We start from the raw sequence: 16629 nt of genomic DNA, 5'->3' as shown, positions 1-16629 counted from the left end.
TCCAGCACCCCCACACCCCGTGATCGTTGCCGGATTTCAGCCCCCAAGGCTGGTGATCGTTGCCGGTTTCGTGTCGCGATAGCGACCCAATCCCGGCAACGATCACCCGGCGTGGGGGCTGAAATCCGGCAACGATCACCGAGGGGTGTTACGACGACACCGGCTCCGGGCGGAGGTCGACCCGGCGCAGCAACTGGGCGTTGGCGGCGACGACGATGGTGGACAGGCTCATCAACACCGCACCCAGCGCCATCGGGAGCAGAAATCCGGCCCAGGCCAGTACCCCTGCGGCCAGCGGGATGGCGGCCAGGTTGTACCCCGCTGCCCACCACAAGTTCTGCAGCATCTTGCGGTAACTGGCCGCGGACAACCGCCGGACGGCGACAACGCCGCGCGGGTCGTCCGACGCAAGGACGATCCCAGCGGACTCCATCGCCACATCCGTACCCGCACCGATAGCGATCCCGACGTCGGCCCTGGCCAGCGCCGGGGCGTCGTTGACCCCGTCACCGACCATCGCCACCGTGTATCCACGCTTCTGTAGGTCGGTGACGGCGGAGTCCTTGTCCTCCGGCAGCACCTCGGCGAAGACCTCGTCGATTCCGAGATCAGCAGCGACAGCGTCGGCGACCTGCTGAGCATCACCGGTGATCATGGCGACCCGGACTCCAAGCTTGTGTAACTGATCGACCGCGGCCCGGGATTCCGCACGGACCTGGTCCTCAAGCGCCAGGCTGCCGATGACGGCCCCGTCCCTGATCGCGTGGAGCACAGCGGCACCACGCTGCTGCCACTGTGAGATGGTCGCGCCCAGCTCGTCCGGTGTGGTCAGCTCGAGCTGCCGCAGCAACGCCGGGCCACCCACGGCCACCGTCGTACCGTCCACGTCGGCCTGCACGCCACGTCCGGTCATGGACCGGAAGTTCGTCGCCCTCGGCACCGCTAGTTCACGTTCCCGCGCCGCGCTGACGATCGCCCGGGCCAGCGGGTGCTCACTGTCCGCCTCGACACTTGCCGCCAACGCCAGCAAGGCGTCGTCGTTCCCGTCCACGGCGGACACCCCGGTGACGGCGTGCTCGCCCTTGGTCAGCGTGCCGGTCTTGTCGAACAGAACAGCGTCCACCTTGCGGGTACGCTCAAGTGCCAGCCGGTCCTTGACGAGGATCCCATTACGCGCCGATTTCGACGTGGAGATCGACGTCACCAGCGGGATCGCCAGGCCTAGTGCATGTGGGCAGGCGATGATCAGCACCGTCACCGACTGGGTGATCGCGGTATCCGCCTGGCCGAGCAACGCCCACACCGTCACGGTGATGGCTGCCGCCGCCACCGCGACGTAGAACAGCAACGCCGCGGCGCGGTCGGCCAGTACCTGGCTGCGCGACTTCGACTCCTGCGCCTCCGCCACGAGACGCTGGATGCCGGCGAGTGTGGTGTCATCACCCAGCGCATCCACCCGGACTCGAACCGACCCGTCCGCGGCCACGCTGGCCGCAACCACGCGGTCACCTTCAGTCCTGGACACCGGGTTCGACTCGCCCGTGATCATTGATTCGTCCAGCTCGGCCGTTCCCTGCACGATGGTGCCGTCGGCAGGCACCCGGGCGCCCGGGCGGACCAGCACCACGTCACCCACGGCTAGGTCGGCGATCTTGACCGTCTCTATGTCGCCGCTGCTGGTGACCCGGTCGGCTTCGTCCGGCAGGAGTTCAGCCAGTGCCGCGAGCGCACCCTGGGCCTGGCCGATGGCGCGCATCTCCATCCAGTGCCCGAGCAACATGATGACGATCAGCAGCGACAGCTCCCACCAGACCTCGACGTCGAACAGGTCGAGGCTGGCGGTCCAACTGGCGACGAAGGCGACCGTGATGGCCATCCCGATCAGCAACATCATCCCGGGCTGACGCGCGCGGATCTCATGCCACGCACCAACCAGGAACGGGTGGCCGCCGTAAACGAAGATGACGGTGCCGAGTATCGGCCCAACCCATTCCACCCCGGTGAAGTGCAAGGAGTAGCCGAACCAGTCCATGATCATATGGCTGGTCAGCACCACGGGGATGGAGAGGAGCAGCGATAGCCAGAACCGGTCCCGGAACATGGCGGGGCTGTGCCCGGCGTGTTTATCGTGACCGCCGTGACCCGCGTGGCCGCCGTGACCCGCGTGGCCGCCGTGACCCGCGTGGTCGCCGTGACCCGCGTGGTCGCCGTGACCCGCGTGGTCGCCGTGGTGCTCGTGGCCCGCGTGGGTCTGGGTGTGACCACCGTGCTCACCATGGTGGCGTTCACCGTGCACGTGCTCTGCCATTGGAACCTCCCGTCGCTATTTATACCCCCTACGGGTACCTAGTAACAACCGGGATGCCGATTAATTCCTGGCCCAACAAGACTTTTCAGCGGGCGGCGGCGGCCCGGGGGCGCTTTGTGGTGCGCCGAGCGCCAGGGCTTGGTGCGCTGAGCGCTGGCCTGCGTGCCCGTTATGTGCCCTTTGTGGAGGCGCTCAGCGCACCATCCTTCAGCGTCCGGCGTCGACGGTCGGCGAACTGTCGGTCACGCAGACGTAGTCCGGATAGGCCCGCGCTCAATGCCTGGGCGGCATGTTTCCACCACCGAAGCGAAATCGGGTCACCAGCTGGTGGGAACCGGCATCCCCTCGGTGTACCCGGCCGCGGTCTGCACCCCGACGACGGCCTGCTCGTGAAACGCCTCCAACGTGTCCGCGCCGGCGTAGGCGCACGCGCTGCGCACGCCGGCGACGATGTCGTCCAGCAGATCTTCCACGCTGGGCCGCTCCGGATCCAGGTACATCCGGGCGCGGGAGATACCCTCGCCGAACAACCCCTTCCGGGCCCGCTCGAATGGGGTGTCGTCGGCGGTGCGGGCCTGAACCGCACGGGCCGACGCCATCCCGAAGCTCTCTTTGTACAGCCCGCCGTCGTGGTCACGCTGGGCGTCGCCCGGAGACTCGTACGTACCCGCGAACCACGAGCCGATCATGACGTTCGACGCTCCGGCGGCCAGCGCCAGCGCGACGTCGCGCGGATGGCGGACACCGCCGTCGGCCCACACGTGCTTGCCGAGGGCACGCGCCCGTTCGGCGCACTCCAACACCGACGAGAACTGGGGCCGCCCCACCCCCGTCATCATCCTCGTCGTACACATGGCGCCCGGCCCGACTCCTACCTTGACGATGTCGGCGCCAGCGTCCACCAGGTCGGAGACACCCTCGGCGGTCGTGACATTGCCGGCGGCCACTGGGACACCCGGATCAAGCTGGCGCACCGCACGCAACACCTCCAGCATGCGTTCCTGATGTCCGTGGGCGGTGTCGATGACCAACACGTCGACCCCGGCTTCCAGCAGCGCTTTCGCCTTGGTGGTGACGTCACCGCTGATACCGAGCGCCGCGGCGACCCGCAGCCGGTTCCGGGGGTCGACGGCGGGGGTGTACAGGCTGGCCCGCAACGCCCGCTGACGGGTCAATACCCCGACGATCCGGCCATCGTCGTCGACGACGGGCGCCAGCCGGTGTCCACCACCGTGTAGGCGGTTGTACGCCTCCTCCACACCGATGCCGTCCGGCAGCGCCAGCAGGTCGCTCGACATCACCCCTCGCACCTGGGTGAAGCGGTCGACGCCGTCGCAATCGGCCTCCGTGATCACCCCGACGGCCCGCCCGTCGTCGACCACGACAACCGCGCCGTGCGCCCGCTTGGGCAGCAGGTTCAACACCTCGCCGACGGTGCCCGCCGGGCTGATCCGCAGCGGCGTGTCATAGACGACGTGTCGCTGCTTGACCCAGCTGATGACGTCGGTGACCACGTCGACCGGGATGTCCTGCGGGATGACCGCGAGCCCACCGCACCGGGCGATCGTCTCGGCCATCCGGCGCCCGGACACCGCTGTCATGTTCGACGCGATCACCGGGATGGTGGTGCCACTACCGTCGACCGTTCCGAGGTCGACGTCCAGCCGTGAGGCCACGCTGGAACGGCGCGGCACCATGTAGACATCGCTGTAGGTCAGATCGTGTTCCGGAACGCGGTCGTGCAGAAACCTCATACGTACCCCCTGGTCGACGACAACTCCCAGGGTACGTTCCAACCACCGGCTCCACCGTTAGCGTCGTGTCACGCCTCGCCGCGCAGATGATCGACGGCCAACCGTGCGGCCCGGCCGATGACGGCGTCGGCGACCGGATTGCGGAACTCGCGCCCAGGCAGCCGCAGGTAGACGGCCACGGCGTACCGGCCACCATCGGGATACTCGACGACGCCGACCTCGTTGCGGACGTGGGACAGGGTTCCGGTCTTGCCGCTCACCGTGATCGTGTCGTCAGGAAACCCGGAGGTGAGCCGGTGCGGCCACACCTGCAACCCCATGATCCGCCGCGCTTCGGCACAGGCTTCCTCGGGCAGCGTCCGCGGCCGCCACAGCTCGGTGAGCAGGGCTGTGGTCTCCCGCGGGGTGGACCGGTCCGTCTGCTCGGGGTCGAGCGCGCGCAGGCCGAGCAGCTTCTCGTCCGGTACGTCCGACAGCATACTCAGCAGCTGGCCGACGTCGTCGCTACCCGTGAGGTCTTCGGCCATCGTGCGGAAGAGGGCGTCACAGCTGTACATGGCGACCGTCTGCTCCAGTCCCAGCGTGCGCAGCCGGTCGTTGATCGCCTGCACACCCAAGAAGTCCATGAGGACGTCGGTGGCGTGGTTGTCGCTCACGCTCATCATCAGGTACGCGGCGTCGCGCAGGGACAGCTCGGTGTCGTCGAGCATGACCGAGAGCCCGGTGGGGCCGAGCGAGCGGTCCCCGGCCGGGATACGAATCCGGTCGGTCAGCCCGAGCGAACCCTCGGCGCTGCGGCAGCACAGTTCGAGCAGAATGTAGATCTTGAAAACGCTCGCGGTGACCACCGGCGTGTCCGGTGCGAGCCCCACCTCGGCACCGCTGTCGATGTCGACCGCATGCAGATACCCGGTGACTCCGGCGTCGGCGAAGGTGTTCTCCAGGCGGGTGGTGACACCGGGGTCGGTGTGGACGCTCATGGGCTGCTCACCTTTCGTTTTAACGGGACGGACTAGCCCGACGGGACGGACTGGCCCGACGGGACGGACTGGCCTGACGGGACGGACTGGCCTGACGGGACGGACTGGGCATGGTCGCCGGAGATTCGCGGGATGGCCGCGAGCAACCGCCGCGTGTAGTCGTGGCGTGGTTCCGCGAACAACGTATCGACGTCGGCCAGCTCGACGATCTCGCCCGCGTACATCACCGCCACGCGATCGCAGACCTGCCGCACCACGGCGAGGTTGTGGCTGATGAACAGGATCGACAGGCCCAGGCGGGCACGCAGATCGAGAAGGACGTTGAGCACAGCGGCTTGCACCGAGACGTCCAGCGCCGAGACGACTTCGTCGGCGACGACGACGTCCGGCTCCAGCGCGAGGGCACGGGCGATGTTCACCCGCTGCCGCTGACCGCCGGAGAGCGCGTGCGGGAACACGTCCAGGAACCCCGCGTCCAGGCCCACCGACTCCAGCAGCTCGGCGCATCGGCCGGCGATGTCGCTGGACGGCACGAGCCGATGGACCCGGAGAAGCTCCGCGAGCATGTCGCGCACCCGGAGCGCGGGGTTGAGGGCGGATGCCGGGTCTTGGAAGACCATCTGCACGCGGCGGCGATCCGCGCTGGAGCGCCGGGTGCCCACGGGGTGGCCGTCGAGCAGCACCTCACCTGCCGTCGGGCTGTACATCCCGACGACGCACCGGGCCAACGTGGACTTTCCACAGCCGGACTCCCCCACCAGGCCGACGATCTCGCCCCGGCTCACGGTCAGGTCGACGCCTGCGACCGCCACCTGGGTCCGGGCGGCCCGCGCTCTGCCCCGTAGCCCTGGCAGCCGGAATTCCTTGCGCAGGCCGCGCAGCTCGATGGGTGGGACGTCGTTGGAGCTCACCGGCTCACCCCGCTCTCGGCGCCCCGGTCCGGCAACCCGGTGGCGGCATGGATACACGCTGAGCCGCGCTCACCGTCAACCGGCAGCAGCGTGGACGGAAGCGACGCGCACGAATCGTCGGCGACCGTACATCGGGTCCGGAACCGGCAACCGGACGGCGGCCGGAACCGGTCGGGCAATTCGCCGCCGATCGACACCGGCGGCTGACGAGGTCCGTCGATGGCCGGCAGCGACCGCAACAGCGCCGCGGTGTAGGCGTGCCGCGGATCGGCGAACACCGGGCCGATCGGGCCCATCTCGACCAGCCGGCCGGCGTACATCACCAGCACCCGGCTGCACAGCTGCCGGACCACGGCGAGGTCGTGGCTAACGAAGATCATCGCCGCTCCGGACTCGTCGCTGGCCCGGCGCAACAGGGCCAGGATCTGGTCCTGAGTGGTGACGTCGAGCGCCGTCGTCGGCTCGTCGCACAGAATCAGCCGCGGCTGGCAGGCCAGGGCCATGGCGATCAGCACGCGCTGGCGCATACCCCCGGAGAGCTGATGCGGGAACTGGCGCAGCACCCGGTCCGGCTCCGCGATCTCTACCCGGGCCAGCAACTCCCGCGCGTGCGCCGACGCCCGCCGCCGGTTCCAGCCGAGCTGGATCCGCAACACCTCACCGATCTGGCCGCCGATTCGGCGGATCGGGTTCAGCGCCGTCATCGGGTCTTGGAAGATCATCGAGATCTCCCGGCCCCGGATCGGGGCGAGCTGACGTTCGGCCACTCCGACGAGCTCCCGTCCAGCGAAGCGGACGCTGCCGCTGACGGTCGAGCCGCGTGGCAGCAGACCCAGGATCGCGCGCATCGCGACGCTCTTACCCGACCCCGACTCGCCGACCAGGCCGACGGCCTCAGCGGCCGCCACGGCGAAGCTGACCCCTTCGGCGGCGCGGAGCGGCCCTTGGGGGGTATGCAGCGTCACGGCCAGGTCCGAGACCTCCAGCAGCGGTTCAGCGGACACCACCATCACCTCCGAGCCCGGTCGGTCAAGGCATCGGAGACCAACGCCAGCCCCAGACCCAGTACCACGATCGCCAGTCCGGGGGCCGCCGATAGCCACCAATGCGACGCCAGGAAGGCCTGTCCGTCGTAGATCATCTGACCCCATTCCGGAGTGGGTGCCTGGATGCCGATGCCCAGATAGCCCAGTGCCGCGATCGCCCCGATGATGATCACGATGTCGGACGTCATGTAGATCACGCCCTGGATCCACACGTTCGGCAGGACGTGGCGGAAGAGCACGCGGGGGTGTCCGAGGCCGGCCAGTCGAGCGGCCGAGGTGAAGTCCTGGTCCCTCACCACGAGCACGCTGGCCCGCACGAGGCGCGCGTAGGCGACCCAACCAGTGAGCGCGAGCGCCGCGATGATGCTTCCCGCGCCGGGCCCGAGCACCAGGAGCAGCACCAGCAGCAAGACGATGCCCGGTAGTGCCTGCACGACGTCCATCACCCGGGTGACGACGACGTCCACGGAGCGCCCCGCGTAGCCCGCCACCAGGCCCAGCACGGTGCCCAGCACACCCGCAGCGCCGGCGGCGGCCATCCCCAGCAGCAGATCGACGCGGCTGCCGTGCAGCAGCCGCGAGAGCACATCGCGGCCCAGGTGGTCGGTGCCCAGCGGATGGGATCCACTAGGTGCGGCCAGCGCGTTCGGCACGTCCTGGGCGAGCGGATCGTAGGGCGCCAGCCACGGCGCCAGGACCGCGGCCAGAATGTAGGTCCCGACGATCGAGGTTCCGACGATCAGGGCGACCGAACGACGGCGACGCCCCCTAGGCTCTTCGGCGCCGGCCGGCTCCGCCACGATGGCGGTCTCGACGGTACTCATCGCAGCGACACCCTCGGGTCGAGAAGTGAATAGACGACGTCGATCAGCAGGTTGACCAGCAGGATCGCTGCCGCACTGAGTAGCGCGATGCCCATCACCAGCGGCATGTCGTGCCGTTTGAACCCGTTGACCAGCAACTGCCCCACCCCCGGTATGGCGAACACCGACTCCACGATCAACGCACCGCCGAGGAGCGACACGAACACCAGGCCCATCAGCGTGACGGTGGGGATCGCGGCGTTCGGCAGGACATGCCGCACAACCAAGCGGACCCCGCGCAGCCCTTTGGCCCGGGCGGTGAGCACGTGGTCGGATTCCAGAACGTCGATGAGCCCACGCCGGAGGCTGCGGATCAGAATGGCCGACACGCTGATCGCCAGCGTCAGCGCCGGCAGGAACAGCGATCGAAGGGCACCGGCGAATCCCTCCTCGATGCCGCCGGCGGGGAAGAACGGGAACGTCAGCGCGAACAGGAACAGCAGCATCGCCCCGATCCAGAACCCGGGCATCCCGACGCCGATGAGCGGCAGTGCCCGGATCACATGGTCGATGGCGCGTCCCCGGAACGACGCGGCCAGCGTCGCCAGGGTCACGGTGCTCAGCGTGCTCAGCGCCACGACGTACACCGCCAGCTTCAGCGTCGCCGGCAGCGCGTCGCCGATGACGTCGACGACGGGCCGGCCGAACACCAGCGAGTCGCCGAGATCGCCGCGGATCAGCCGCCCCATGTAATCCACGTACTGGGCGACGACCGGCCGGTCGAGGCCGAGCTCCTGGTTCAAGGCGTCCACTTGCTGCTGCGTCGCCGTGATGCCCAGCATCGCCTCGGCCGGCCCGCCGGGAAGTAGTTGCAGCATCACGAACAGCAGCAAGCTGACACCCCACAGGGTGATGAGGACATAGCCGAGACGGCGTCCGAGATACCCGAGCCGCTGCATCCCGGACCGCCCTAGTTCACGACGACGGCGGCGTAGTCGATCGCGCCCGTCGGGTTGCGCGGTGCGACCGAGCCGACCGCCGGGCCCGTCCCGTACAGCCTGGTCGGACTGTACAAGCCGATCTGCGGGGCGTCCTCCGCGATCCGGGTGACCAGATCACGGTAGGTCTCCAACCGGCCGCCATCGGAGAAGTCGCTGTTGGACGCCTGCCACTCGGATTCCACCTCGGACATCAGCTGCGAGCCGGAGTAGAAGCCGTTGGTGGAGCCGTAGTACTGGAAGATCCCGCCGGCGTCGCTGCCGGAGATGATGGTCGCGATGGTCGCGTCCCAGTCACCGGCGTCCCGCTTGGCCTGTTGCGCGTCGCGGTCGAGCCCGTTGAGCTCCACGGTGATGCCGACGTCGGCGAGATTCGCCTGGACGACCTGGACGGCGGCGGTCACCGACGACACCGCGGGGTCGTACATCAGCTCGAACGTGAAGCCGTCCGGCGTCGCCGACCGAGCCAGTTCGGCAGCCGCCTCGGCCGGATCGAACGCCAGCCCGAACTCGGGCTCGTGTCCGCCCATGGCGGATGCGGCGATGAAGCTCCCGGCCGGCTGCCCGTAGCCGCGCAACCCGGCCTCGACGAGTGCGTCCCGGTCGATGGCCAGCGACACGGCCCGCCTGGCGTGGACGTCGTCGAACGGCGGCTTGGTCGTGTCGACGGTGACGAAGATGGCGGTGGGGTTGGGGAACTCGACCACATCCAGTGTCCCGTCGGCCTCGATGGTGGTCAGCTGCGCGTACGCCGGATCCTCGACGATGTCGACGTCACCGTTGCGAAGCTGCAGCATCCTCGTGTTCTCGTCCGGCACCGGCCGGAACGTCAGCCGGTCCAGCGCCGGTTCGTCGCCCCAGTAGTGCGGATTGGGTACGAGGACGACCTCGACTCCCTGGCTCCAGGTCTCCACCATGTACGGCCCGGTGCCGATAGGGGTGCGCCAGAACTCCTCGGGATCCATCCCGGCGAAGTCCTCGGGGATCACCGCCACCGGGTATGCGGCGAGATCCCAGATCAGCCCCGAGTTCGGCTCGTCGGTACTGAGCACGATGGTGTTCTCGTCCGGGGTCTCGATAGAGGTGATCGCCTGGTACAGCGCCCCCTGTAGCGGACCCTCCTGGGCGTTCTCGATGGTGAAGGCGACGTCCGCTGAGGTCACGGGCGCACCGTTGGAGAACGTGATGCCGTCCCGGATGGTGAACGTCCAGCTCAGCTGGTCATCACTGACGGTGTACTCCGATGCGACCCCCGGGACGAGGTCTCCCTCCGAGTTTCCCATGTACAGAGGCTGCGCGATCAGTTCATAGGTTTCCCAGCCCTCCCGGCTGGCCGTGATGGCATCGGCGTTCAGCGACTCCAGGTCGCGGGCTCGCGCCACCACGAGCTCGGAGCCGGCACCCGCATCGGCGCCTTCGCCATCGCGACCACCATCGCCGTCATCGCTGCCGCCGCCACACGCCGCGGCCATGAAGAGCACCGGAGCGCATAGGAGCACAAACCGCTTCGCTAGACCTCGCCCGGGCCGTTCTGGCCTCGGCACCTGCACTCGTCCTGGCATGCCGGAAGTCAACCGTGAATCCGGTCACCCGCACTTCATCGAGTTCACCAAGCCGGGACACTTACTTCTCGTCCAGCCCGACATCCGGGAGGCGGCCGACCGGCCGGCCACGGTCAGTCGCGGCGCAACGGCTCGTCGAGGGGCAGGATCCAGTCGGCGTGGCCCCACCAGACCAGGGGCACCGACGATAGGTCCACCGTGGGGTCGACGAGTGGGACCCGGGCGCGACCGTTCAGCGCCACCGACGTCTCGACCCTGACCTCCGCGCCGTCGTGCAGGTCGGACAGGAAGTGGGCGAACCGCGCCAGCCGTTCCGGGTGGCCGTACATCCGGAACTCCTGCTTCCAGCTCAGATACTCCGATGGGTCGGCCTGCCAGGTCCGTCCGTCGGCGGTCAGATAGAACGTGCCGGAGCCCTGCTTGTCGCGTAGCTTCATGTGCCAGGCGAAACGGTGTGCTTCCTCCGTCCAGTTGGGTGAGCCCGGAATGAGGTAGTGCCGTAATGGGGCCACGATCTGCACGACGGCCCACACCACCAGGAACGCCGCCAGCAGCCGGGAGATGGGGCGTGCTGTCCCCGTCGACGCAGGATCACGGGGCCGCGTCGCAGGCTCGTCAGGGGTGCGCCCGGTGACAGGCGTCGTCCTATCGACGTCCGCCGGGTCGGCAATGTTCACCGTCGTACCCGAGGCCGCCGTCGGAGCCGAGGCCGTCGTCGCACCCTGGGCCGTCGTCGGAGCCGAGGCCGTCGTCGGCGCGGTCTCAGCCGGCCGGCTACCCGCCCATCGGCGCCTGATCCACGCCCACGCGAGTTCGGGCCAGTCCGGCCGGAAGTAAATAGTGGTCGCGGCGATCATCGTCCAGGGGAAGATGTAGAGCCCGAACAGCCTCGCGTTCAGCAGGTGAAAACAGGTGGCGATGATGAACGCCGGCACCCGGGTGCGTCGATACAGCAGCAGCCACACGATGGCGAGGTCAAAGATCAGCGAGCCGTACGTCATGATCCAGATGACCGGCTCGTGCTCGAATAGCGGCCCGATGATTTCGATGTCGGTGCGGCGGTGCAGCCACATCCGTAGCGGCTCGCCCTGGAGCCAGTCGGCGTTGAGTTTGGCCACGCCGCCGTAGAAATACACGATGCCGAACTGGAACCGGATCAGCCACACCACCCACGACGGGACGGTGCGAGAGGCACGTTCGGGGCGTCGCCGGGCATCGACCGACCACCGCCGCTCGAGCGGCATGAAGATCATGAAGAACGACACGAGCGAGATCAGATACTCGTGGTTCTGGAAGAACGTCGAGTCGATCAAGAAGACGTACGTGTGCAGCACGAAGAAGGCCGCGATCGCGAACCGGTACCACAGCCCGATGGCGATCAGGACGGCCAGCAGCATCTTGATCACGTAGACGGCTTGGATGCCGACACCGGGCGGCGGCTCGATGAAGGTGAACCACGCGTACGAGAAATGGAACGACGTGTCGACGTAGTAATCGTGAACCAGATACGGCAGGTACAACCAGACGTTGACGAACATCGCCACGCCGAACGCGATGCGGAAGAACGCCGAGCTAGCACTGTTCACCGGCCGCGCGGCCGCCTCGCGGAAGGTGGCTCTCCTACGCGTCTCGGTCACCGTCACGGGACACGATCCTACGACGATCACTTCTGTCCGACGTGCACCGTGTCCGAAGTGATAACTCGCGCTCGCGCCACCGGGTTCTTTCGGCTACGACGTGAGCCGCAGCTCCAGCATCGCGGCGAACCGCGCCTCGGCGTCATCGAGGTCGATGCCCCCGATCTGGCTCAGCCGTCGCAACCGATATCGGAACGTGTTGGGGTGGACGTGCATCACCGCAGCCGCCCTGGCCACATCGCCAAAAGCGTCCAGCCACGCCCGCAGCGTCTCCACCATCTCGGCGCGGTGCCGCGTGTCGTAGGCGGCCAGTCGGGCCACCGGCCCAGTGAGCTGCTGCCGCTCCGCAGCCATCAGATCACCGAGTTCCAGCAGCAACGACGCCGTCTGCACGTCCTCGGCTCGCGCCACCCGCGAAGTGGACCGGCCGGCACGCAACACCCGCAACGTGCGGTCGGCATCAGCCCGCGAGCGGGGCAGCTCCGACGTATCAGCCACCACCCGCCCGATGCCCACGACGACGTCGCTGTGATCACCGATGCGCTCCAGGAACTCGTCGGCGATGGCCACCGCACGCTGATCCGTGGCTGGGCCATGACCCGACGACGGGATGACACCGTAGACGACACCACCCACCAGTGCCACCGCCGAACGCGGGTGCACCGCGGACAGGTGCAAGGCGAAGGCACCGTTGATGCGCTGCAATTGCGCCTCGAGGTTGGATGCGTCGTCGACACCGCGCAACGCCAGAGCCACCACACAAGATCGACCATGTTCTAGGCCCAACCGAGCAGCTGCGGCAGCCGCGTTCGGGCCACCTTCCAGCAGGCTGGCCACGAGTTCGGCGCGCAACCGCCGCTCGACGTCAGCGCCGGCGCGATGGCGCAACAAGTGCAACGCCACCAACTTGGCTGAGTCGACGAACGCCTGCTCACGCTCCGCCGACAGCGGCCCGCTCACCGCCGCCCACATAGAACCGAGCATCTCGTCGCCGGCCCGCACCCGGATCGCCACCCGCGGCAGCGCGACCGCGGGAACGTCGGGCAGGGTCACATAGACCGGCCGGTCCGAGCTGTAGAGCTGTCGAAAGATACCGGCCTGCTCCAGCTCACGGGTATAGCGCTCCGGGACCTGGCGGCCCAGCACGGTCTCCTTGCGGGAGTCGTCGGCACGGTCCTGGTTGGCCGAGAACGCCAACACACGAGAGTTCAGGTCCTCGATGGTGACCGGTGCGTCGAGCAAGGCCGACACGGCACCCGCCAGGGCGAACAGGTCGCCGGCGCCAGCACCGACCAGCGTCTCACCGTCGCCGTCGCCGAGGTCGTCAACGGCCAGCAGCGACCGCAGCAACGCTGACACCTGAACCCAGGAAGCGCCACGCGTCAGGCCGAACAGCACCACACCGGTGTCGGCCGCCGCCTGCAGGACCACTGGCGGCAGCTCGGCCGGGACGCGGACGACCAGGCCCACACCCTGCGCCTTGCCGATAGTGCGCAGGACCTCGGCGACTTCCTCCGGCGCCGACAGGCCGACGCCGAGCACGAGTGTGTTGTCCGTCAGCACCGGCGGATCGAGTGGATCGTAGATCACCACGCCGCCGACCTCGGTGCTCGGCTGGACCTCACCCGCCAGCACTTCAAGCAACGTGGAGCCGAGGTCGTCCAAGACTCGGCCGAGCGTCGCACGCGGTCTGTACACCATCGGCAGCACCCCTCGACCGTAGAAGCCCCCGGCCCGTCGAAGTTTGTCCGATCATACGAGAATCCCGACCGCCATAGGCCTCGCGGCCAAACCTCACCCCCGTTGCTGCACCTGATCTCCGTTATGTCACCTGATCTTCGTTTTGACGCCTGATCGTTTTCGTGGCGACGATCAGATGCATCCGTGATGGCGACGCTGCTGGTCAACGCGGTGCGGCGCATCTGGTCTCGTCTCGCGATTCGGACGACGAACGATCAGATGCACAAACCTGCCGCCCGCGTCGAGTTGTGCATCTGATCGGGCGATGGGCCGCTCACCCCCAAGGGGCGAAACGGGATCACGCTGCACATGTTGAGCACCCCGGCCGACCACTCTTCGACGGATCGCATCTAGCGACGATCAAGCGCATGACAGGTGGCGACGCTAGGGCACGACGAAGACCGGTGGTGCGCCAGCGTCGCCCCAACAACGCGCGCACCCAAGCATCGGCCGGCTCGCGGCGCGATCAGATGCACAACTCGACGCGGGCGGCAGGTTTGTGCATCTGATCGTTCGCCGTCCGAATCGCGAGATGCGTCCAGACGACGCTGCGACGCGTTGACCAGCAGCGTCGCCATCACGGATGCATCTGATCGTCGCCACGAAAACGATCAGGCGTCAAAACGGAGATCAGGTGCACTACAGGGGGAGCCAGTCCGACGAGGTGGTGCGGGCGTCGAGGATGTCGCGAACCGGTTGCACGCCGAGCCCCGGCCCGGACGGGACTGTCACGCAGCCGTCCGCATCCAGCCGGAACGGTTCGGTGATGTCCTCAGCGTAGTAGCGGTCCGACGCCGATGTGTCGCCCGGCAGGGTGAACCCCGGCAGCGCCGCCAGCGCGATGTTCGCCGCCCGGCCCAGCCCAGACTCCAGCATCCCCCCACACCAGACGGCGACCCCGTGGGCGACGCAGACGTCGTGGATGCGGCGCGCCTCCAGATACCCGCCGACGCGACCAGGCTTGATGTTCACTACCCGACACGCGCCAAGCGCGATCGCGTCGGCGGCGTCTTTGGCCGACTCGATCGATTCGTCGAGGCACACCGGGGTACGCAGCAGTCGGGCCAGTTCGGCGTGCTGGCGGAGGTCGTCCTCGGCCAGCGGTTGCTCGATCAACAACAGGTCGAAATCGTCCAGACGGGCCAGGGTGACCGCGTCGGCGAGTGTGTAGGCGGCATTGGCGTCCACCTGGAGCAGCAGGTCGGAGCCAAAACGCTCGCGCACCGCCCGCACCGGCTCGACGTCCCACCCGGGCGCGATCTTCAGCTTGATGCGTACATACCCTTGTTCGACATACTCGGCAACGGCGTCGAGCAGCTGCGGCACGCTGTCCATGATGCCCACGGAGACGCCGGCGGGGACGCGGTCCCGCACCGCCCCGAGGAACGACCCGAACGACTCACCACGCTCCCGCAGCCACACGTCCAGCAGCGCCGTCTCGACCGCCGCCTTCGCCATCCGGTGGCCCTTGAACGGCTCCAGCACCCGGGCGACATGCCGTGGATCCAGGGATACCTGCGACGCCAGCGCCGGCAACAGGAAGCGGCGGATCACCTCCGCGGCGCCGTCGACGTACTCCGAGGAGTACAGCGGCTCGGACATCGCCACACATTCGCCCCATCCTTCGGCGTCGGCCGTCTCGGCCCGGACCAACAGGACGTCTCGTTCGTGCTCAACTCCGAACGACGTCCGGAACGGCGCCTTCAGCGGCATCGACACCCGGCGTAGCTCGAATCCATTGACCTTCACGAGGAGATCCCCTCCACCACGTAGTAACCAGACCGGGCGAACCCGGTGACGGCAGCACCCTTCTCCAGCAAGCCGCCGAGCACGTCTCGCACCGCCGAGCGCCACTCTCGCGCTCGGCCTGGGTCCGCACCCCGCAGCGCTTCGATGTCCGGTGGCACCCGCACGAGGACGGTGTCGGCCCGCCCCCAGGCCGCGCCCGGCGTAACCCGCGGGCCGCCGGTGTCGGCGACGTCGAGCGCCACCACCGCGCCGGCAGCGACCAGCTCGGCCACGTCGGCCTCGCGCCGGTCACCGGCACAACTGTCGATCACCGCCGGATGGGCCAGCTGCCAGGCGACCAGCAGCCGGTCGCTGCCCTGCCCGCCGTTGATGGCGTCGTCGATGTCGCCATAGAAGTCGACCAAGTATTCGCGGGGCCGGGCGCCCAGCTTGACCAGATTGAAGAATGCGTTGCGCCGGACCAGCGGATCGTACGTCCAGGTGATCTCGGTCAGGCCACGCTCCAGGGCCCACGCTCGCTGGTGCAGCTTCAGGGCGAAGCCGACGCTGCGGCCACGGGCGGCCCCGGTGACGCCGGCGATGTGCGAGTGCAGACCGACGCCGGGCGGCGCGGCGAAGAACCCGATGCACGCCCCCACGGGCTGGTCGTCGATGAAGGCACCAGCCAGGTAGTTGCCGCTGTGGCTCATGGCACGGGCGTGTTCGACCGTCATCAGCGGGCTGCCGGAGTCTGGCTGCCAGACCTCGTCGAACAACGCCACCATGCCTCGCACGTCGGCCAGCCCGTCCAGGATCCGCACGTTTACCCCAGACCGCCGCGCAGCCGCATCGGCTACGTGGAAGGCGGTCGTCGCCACAGTGTTCACCGTCATGTTTCCCACGGTGCCGGGCCGTCGCTCGTCGGTCATGGTTGCCTCACCCGATCCTCGCCATGCTATTTCGTCGCCATCGACGACTACGCCTCCGGCCACGGCTCACGCTCGCGGACGGGGCGACGGGGGACACGGTCACCCGGCCCACCGTCGCCATCGCGATCGATGAGGTCTGGCCATCTTCACCCGTCAGAACCAGCTGGCGGGTCATCCGATCGACCAACCCCCGCGCCCGATGTTGGTGCCTTTGACCGAGTGTGCGCCTGAAC

At 68.2% G+C, this 16629-nt stretch carries 13 protein-coding genes; 1 reads left to right on the top strand and 12 read right to left on the bottom strand.

Annotated elements, in window-relative coordinates; genetic code table 11:
- Positions 1-148 precede the first annotated feature (148 nt).
- Positions 149-2101 (bottom strand): heavy metal translocating P-type ATPase, encoded by a 1953-nt coding sequence (locus tag G8760_RS16600; RefSeq protein ID WP_207782435.1) that lies wholly within the window; start codon positions 2099-2101, stop codon positions 149-151.
- A 36-nt stretch (positions 2102-2137) separates the two neighbouring features.
- On the opposite strand from G8760_RS16600, the gene G8760_RS31145 reads away from it, so the two are divergent.
- Positions 2138-2350 carry a hypothetical protein gene (locus G8760_RS31145; RefSeq protein ID WP_207782434.1) on the top strand — a complete coding sequence of 71 codons (213 nt, stop codon included), beginning with the start codon at positions 2138-2140 and terminating at the stop codon, positions 2348-2350.
- A gap of 275 nt (positions 2351-2625) precedes the next feature.
- Here G8760_RS31145 and G8760_RS16595 read toward each other — a convergent pair whose 3' ends face one another.
- The 11 genes from G8760_RS16595 to G8760_RS16545 all read right to left on the bottom strand — a co-directional run bounded on the left by G8760_RS16595 (position 2626) and on the right by G8760_RS16545 (position 16360).
- The gene (locus G8760_RS16595) at positions 2626-4062 is read right to left on the bottom strand and encodes a GuaB1 family IMP dehydrogenase-related protein (protein ID WP_166353334.1); all 1437 of its coding nucleotides are present in this window, start codon (positions 4060-4062) and stop codon (positions 2626-2628) included.
- Positions 4063-4130: 68 nt separating this feature from the next.
- Positions 4131-5042 carry a serine hydrolase gene (locus tag G8760_RS16590; protein WP_166353122.1) on the bottom strand — a complete coding sequence of 304 codons (912 nt, stop codon included), beginning with the start codon at positions 5040-5042 and terminating at the stop codon, positions 4131-4133.
- A gap of 32 nt (positions 5043-5074) precedes the next feature.
- Complete coding sequence (locus tag G8760_RS16585; RefSeq protein WP_207782433.1) at positions 5075-5953, bottom strand: ATP-binding cassette domain-containing protein; 879 nt, start codon at positions 5951-5953, stop codon at positions 5075-5077.
- The gene (locus G8760_RS16580) at positions 5950-6963 is read right to left on the bottom strand and encodes an ABC transporter ATP-binding protein (protein WP_425502340.1); all 1014 of its coding nucleotides are present in this window, start codon (positions 6961-6963) and stop codon (positions 5950-5952) included. The genes G8760_RS16585 and G8760_RS16580 overlap by 4 nt, the downstream gene beginning before the upstream one ends.
- A complete protein-coding gene (locus G8760_RS16575) occupies positions 6963-7823 on the bottom strand; it encodes an ABC transporter permease (protein WP_166353115.1) in 861 nt (286 codons plus the stop codon). The genes G8760_RS16580 and G8760_RS16575 overlap by 1 nt, the downstream gene beginning before the upstream one ends.
- On the bottom strand, positions 7820-8761 hold the full coding sequence (locus G8760_RS16570) for an ABC transporter permease (protein ID WP_166353112.1): 942 nt from the start codon (positions 8759-8761) through the stop codon (positions 7820-7822). The genes G8760_RS16575 and G8760_RS16570 overlap by 4 nt, the downstream gene beginning before the upstream one ends.
- Positions 8762-8772: 11 nt before the next feature.
- Positions 8773-10272, bottom strand: coding sequence for an ABC transporter substrate-binding protein (locus tag G8760_RS16565; RefSeq protein ID WP_166353110.1), 1500 nt, complete (start codon positions 10270-10272; stop codon positions 8773-8775).
- Between the two features lie 203 nt (positions 10273-10475).
- The gene (locus tag G8760_RS16560) at positions 10476-12005 is read right to left on the bottom strand and encodes an HTTM domain-containing protein (RefSeq protein WP_166353108.1); all 1530 of its coding nucleotides are present in this window, start codon (positions 12003-12005) and stop codon (positions 10476-10478) included.
- Positions 12006-12092: 87 nt separating this feature from the next.
- Positions 12093-13700, bottom strand: a complete 1608-nt coding sequence (locus G8760_RS16555; RefSeq protein WP_166353106.1) for a helix-turn-helix domain-containing protein — start codon at positions 13698-13700, stop codon at positions 12093-12095.
- A gap of 678 nt (positions 13701-14378) precedes the next feature.
- The gene (gene menC, locus G8760_RS16550; protein ID WP_207782432.1) at positions 14379-15488 is read right to left on the bottom strand and encodes an o-succinylbenzoate synthase; all 1110 of its coding nucleotides are present in this window, start codon (positions 15486-15488) and stop codon (positions 14379-14381) included.
- On the bottom strand, positions 15485-16360 hold the full coding sequence (locus G8760_RS16545) for a GNAT family N-acetyltransferase (RefSeq protein ID WP_166353104.1): 876 nt from the start codon (positions 16358-16360) through the stop codon (positions 15485-15487). Before G8760_RS16545 ends, menC begins: the two co-directional genes overlap by 4 nt.
- Positions 16361-16629 lie beyond the last annotated feature (269 nt).

Origin of the sequence: Phytoactinopolyspora limicola (genome assembly GCF_011320225.1) — a bacterium.
In the GTDB taxonomy this organism is placed as follows: domain Bacteria; phylum Actinomycetota; class Actinomycetes; order Jiangellales; family Jiangellaceae; genus Phytoactinopolyspora; species Phytoactinopolyspora limicola.
Note: the sequence above shows the minus strand (reverse complement) of the source record. Positions and strands in the feature narration are given on the sequence as shown.

Excerpts from the sequence above, each read along its gene's own strand:
- G8760_RS16575 (WP_166353115.1), bottom strand. The coding sequence starts at position 7,823 with ATGAGTACCGTCGAGACCGCCATCGTGGCGGAGCCGGCCGGCGCCGAA.
- G8760_RS16555 (WP_166353106.1), bottom strand. The coding sequence starts at position 13,700 with ATGGTGTACAGACCGCGTGCGACGCTCGGCCGAGTCTTGGACGACCTC.
- G8760_RS16590 (WP_166353122.1), bottom strand. The coding sequence starts at position 5,042 with ATGAGCGTCCACACCGACCCCGGTGTCACCACCCGCCTGGAGAACACC.
- G8760_RS16600 (WP_207782435.1), bottom strand. The coding sequence starts at position 2,101 with ATGTTCCGGGACCGGTTCTGGCTATCGCTGCTCCTCTCCATCCCCGTG.
- G8760_RS16570 (WP_166353112.1), bottom strand. The coding sequence starts at position 8,761 with ATGCAGCGGCTCGGGTATCTCGGACGCCGTCTCGGCTATGTCCTCATC.
- G8760_RS16565 (WP_166353110.1), bottom strand. The coding sequence starts at position 10,272 with ATGGCCGCGGCGTGTGGCGGCGGCAGCGATGACGGCGATGGTGGTCGC.
- G8760_RS16595 (WP_166353334.1), bottom strand. The coding sequence starts at position 4,062 with ATGAGGTTTCTGCACGACCGCGTTCCGGAACACGATCTGACCTACAGC.
- G8760_RS16580 (WP_425502340.1), bottom strand. The coding sequence starts at position 6,963 with ATGGTGGTGTCCGCTGAACCGCTGCTGGAGGTCTCGGACCTGGCCGTG.
- G8760_RS16545 (WP_166353104.1), bottom strand. The coding sequence starts at position 16,360 with ATGACGGTGAACACTGTGGCGACGACCGCCTTCCACGTAGCCGATGCG.